We start from the raw sequence: 2,804 nt of genomic DNA, 5'->3' as shown, positions 1-2,804 counted from the left end.
CCGCAGGCCTGCGGGGACAGGCAGGGAGGACTCGCTCGACACAACGAGGCGCAGGTGCAGCTCGCAGCTGACCGTGGTGTTCATAAGCGCCAGGGCCTTTCGCTCAGTGTGCGCTCGGGGATTCGCACGTCGGCGAAATCGACATGCCACCTACGGTGCCGTTGTAAACCCCTTCGAGGGTTTTGCGTGGCTTTAGGTACCTCTTCCGGCCGAGAAGTGATACGAGATCTGCCACCATTCCAGTGACTCATTCGTTCCGGTAGGGTTTGACCGTATGAATACGGGGAGTGACGAGCCGGGAGAGGTCGCCGTGGTGCCGGACGGGGCGGGGACGAGCGAGGGGCCGGCCGACGACGGGCTGGGCTCGCGGGCGCCGGAGTTCGTCAAGCGACGCAGGGCCCTGCACCTGAGCTGGCAGGTCGGTGTCTTCGTGATCGGCCTCGCCGTGGTCGTGGCGGGCATCATCATGCTCCCGCTGCCCGGCCCGGGCTGGGTCGTGATCTTCGGCGGCATGGCGATCTGGGCGACGGAGTTCGTCTGGGCCCAGCTCGTGCTCCGCTGGACCAAGCGCAAGGTCACCGAGGCCGCGCAGAAGGCGCTGGACCCCAAGGTGCGGCGCCGCAACATCACCCTGACCGTGATCGGGCTGGTGATCATCGGGGTGCTGGCCGGGATCTACCTCTGGAAGTTCGGCGTCGTCGCGCCCTGGAGGATCAAGGACCAGTGAGCCGGTGCCGCAGGTGGTCACAGGTACCCGCTGACATGGGGTAATGTTCTTCCTGCGCCCAGGGCGATTAGCTCAGTGGGAGAGCGCTTCGTTCACACCGAAGAGGTCACTGGTTCGAACCCAGTATCGCCCACCCTGGTCCGAAGGCCCGTCTGCGAACAGCAGGCGGGCCTTCGGCGTGTGCACGTAAAAGGCGGCGGGGAAATACGGACGATATTCCGATGGAAAGCGTCCGGATTTCCCGCAAGTGCGACAACATGTGAATTCACCGTGTCGCCAAGTCCCCTTTGCGCACCCTGTTCTGATTCCCGGTCATGTCCATCCGGCACCGCGCGTACGGGACTCGGGGTGCCGGGTGGGCACCGGCGGTTTGGACTCACCCCGCCCGGACCTGTATGGTTCAGTGCGTTGCCGGGCGATTAGCTCAGTGGGAGAGCGCTTCGTTCACACCGAAGAGGTCACTGGTTCGAACCCAGTATCGCCCACCGGCACGAGGAGCCGGTCCGCACTCAGCGGGCCGGCTCTTCCGCTGTCCGGGGCCGCGCACACCGCCCCGGCTACGCCGCGGCCGACAGCTCCTGGCGCAGCGGCCACTCCGTACTCACCAGCTCCGGCGACCCGCTGCGCGCGAACCACGCCTGGAGACCCCGCGCCTGCGCCGCGTGCCAGCCCACCTGCAACGCGTGCAACTCCGCCGGGGACAACCGCTCCAGCCGCGCCGCGAACCGGCGCCCCATCGCCCGCACCACGTCCAGCGCCGCCATCGCGTCCGCCGCCGCGTCGTGGGCGCCCCGCAGCTCCACCCCGTACTGCTCGCACAGATCGCCCAGCGTGCGGCGGCCCTTGCGGTAGCGGTCCAACTGCTTGTCCATGACCCTCGGGTCCAGCACCCGCAGCGGCGCCGATTCGAACCAGCGGTCCAGCGACGACGCCCGGTGGCGGCGCAACTCCCGGTCCAGCAGGGTCAGATCGAAGGGCGCGTTCATCACCACCAGCGGCCGGCCCATCGCCGTGTGCTCCGCCAGCTGCTGGGCTATCTCGTACACCACCGGCGCCGGCCAGCGGCCGTTGCGCTGGAGGTGCTCCTCCGTCAGCCCGTGCACCGCCGTCGCCCCCTCGGGCACCGGCACCCCCGGGCTGACCAGCCAGCGGCTCACCCGCGGCCGTGTCCCCGGCGCGTCCTGGACGACGACGGCGGCCGACACGATCCGGTCGGTCTCGACGTCCACGCCCGTCGTCTCCGTGTCGAAGGCGGCCAGCGCCCCTTCGTACCAGCACGTCATCCCAACCCAACTCCTCGTCCGCGCATGGCGGCTGACGATCCGTCTTCTGCCCGTTTGGTGATACCCGGCCCGTTTGCGCCGTACGCCGGGAGGAGACAACAGGAGTACGGGTCTTTGCAGTTCAGCGGCCCGCAGTGGGGAAACCCCCGGTTCGGAAGGCTGTTGTCCCATGGCCATGGCCCAGCCCGAGCGGGGCGGGCTGCTGCCCGACCGCACGGGTCACCTTCGCGGCACCCTCGCCACCACCGCCTGCATGGAGACCCTGCAGGTCGGTTATCTGCACGCGGTCGCCGCCGCGGCCGGCTGCTCGCTGTCCCAGCCGTTCCCCGACAACGGCATCGACTGGCACGTCAGCCACAGCGCCCCCGGCCACACCGTGGACGACGAGGTCACCATCAAGGTGCAGCTCAAGTGCACCTACCAGCTCGCCCCCCGGCCCCCCGGCCCCACCTTCTCCTTCACGCTGGACAACGACCACCTGCGCAAACTCGCCCGCACCCCCGTCTCGGTGCACAAGATCCTCGTCGTCATGATCGTCCCGCGCTCCCAGGACGACTGGCTGCGCGCCGGACACGACCGGCTCGACCTCAGACACTGCTGCTACTGGGTCAACCTCGCCGGACACCCCGTCACCGGACGGACCCGCACCACCGTCCGCGTCCCCACCGCGCGCATCTTCGACGACCGCGCCCTCTGCGAGATCATGACGCGCGTCGGCACCGGAGGCAGGCCATGACAAGCCCCGAAGAACCCCTGCGCATGCTCCGTCCCCACCCTGCCTCCTATACACCTCT

3 protein-coding genes, 2 tRNA genes and 1 pseudogene are annotated in these 2,804 nt (G+C 68.8%); 4 read left to right on the top strand and 2 right to left on the bottom strand.

The genetic code is table 11. The features are described from left to right. Positions 1–150 (bottom strand): annotated as a pseudogene (locus CCN33_RS33345) (SsgA family sporulation/cell division regulator); the annotation flags it as partial. A 124-nt stretch (positions 151–274) separates the two neighbouring features. Here CCN33_RS33345 and CCN33_RS28800 point away from each other — a divergent pair. From CCN33_RS28800 to CCN33_RS28790, 3 genes are all read left to right on the top strand, one after another. Continuing rightward, complete coding sequence (locus tag CCN33_RS28800) at positions 275–727, top strand: TIGR02611 family protein (RefSeq protein WP_086696324.1); 453 nt, start codon at positions 275–277, stop codon at positions 725–727. A gap of 61 nt (positions 728–788) precedes the next feature. Then, positions 789–860 (top strand) — tRNA-Val (locus CCN33_RS28795). Positions 861–1,140: 280 nt separating this feature from the next. Next, positions 1,141–1,212 (top strand) — tRNA-Val (locus CCN33_RS28790). Between the two features lie 72 nt (positions 1,213–1,284). On the opposite strand, the gene CCN33_RS28785 is transcribed toward CCN33_RS28790, so the two are convergent. Then, positions 1,285–2,010 (bottom strand): 3'-5' exonuclease, encoded by a 726-nt coding sequence (locus CCN33_RS28785; protein ID WP_030810727.1) that lies wholly within the window; start codon positions 2,008–2,010, stop codon positions 1,285–1,287. Between the two features lie 169 nt (positions 2,011–2,179). Here CCN33_RS28785 and CCN33_RS28780 point away from each other — a divergent pair, with 169 nt between their 5' ends. Next, on the top strand, positions 2,180–2,746 hold the full coding sequence (locus tag CCN33_RS28780) for a DUF4365 domain-containing protein (protein WP_086696323.1): 567 nt from the start codon (positions 2,180–2,182) through the stop codon (positions 2,744–2,746). The last annotated feature ends 58 nt before the right edge of the window (positions 2,747–2,804 follow it).

This window comes from Streptomyces recifensis, from assembly GCF_002154615.1.
Taxonomy (GTDB): domain Bacteria; phylum Actinomycetota; class Actinomycetes; order Streptomycetales; family Streptomycetaceae; genus Streptomyces; species Streptomyces griseoluteus.
Note: the sequence above shows the minus strand (reverse complement) of the source record. Positions and strands in the feature narration are given on the sequence as shown.

Excerpts from the sequence above, each read along its gene's own strand:
- CCN33_RS28800 (WP_086696324.1), top strand. The coding sequence starts at position 275 with ATGAATACGGGGAGTGACGAGCCGGGAGAGGTCGCCGTGGTGCCGGAC.
- CCN33_RS28780 (WP_086696323.1), top strand. The coding sequence starts at position 2,180 with ATGGCCATGGCCCAGCCCGAGCGGGGCGGGCTGCTGCCCGACCGCACG.
- CCN33_RS28785 (WP_030810727.1), bottom strand. The coding sequence starts at position 2,010 with ATGACGTGCTGGTACGAAGGGGCGCTGGCCGCCTTCGACACGGAGACG.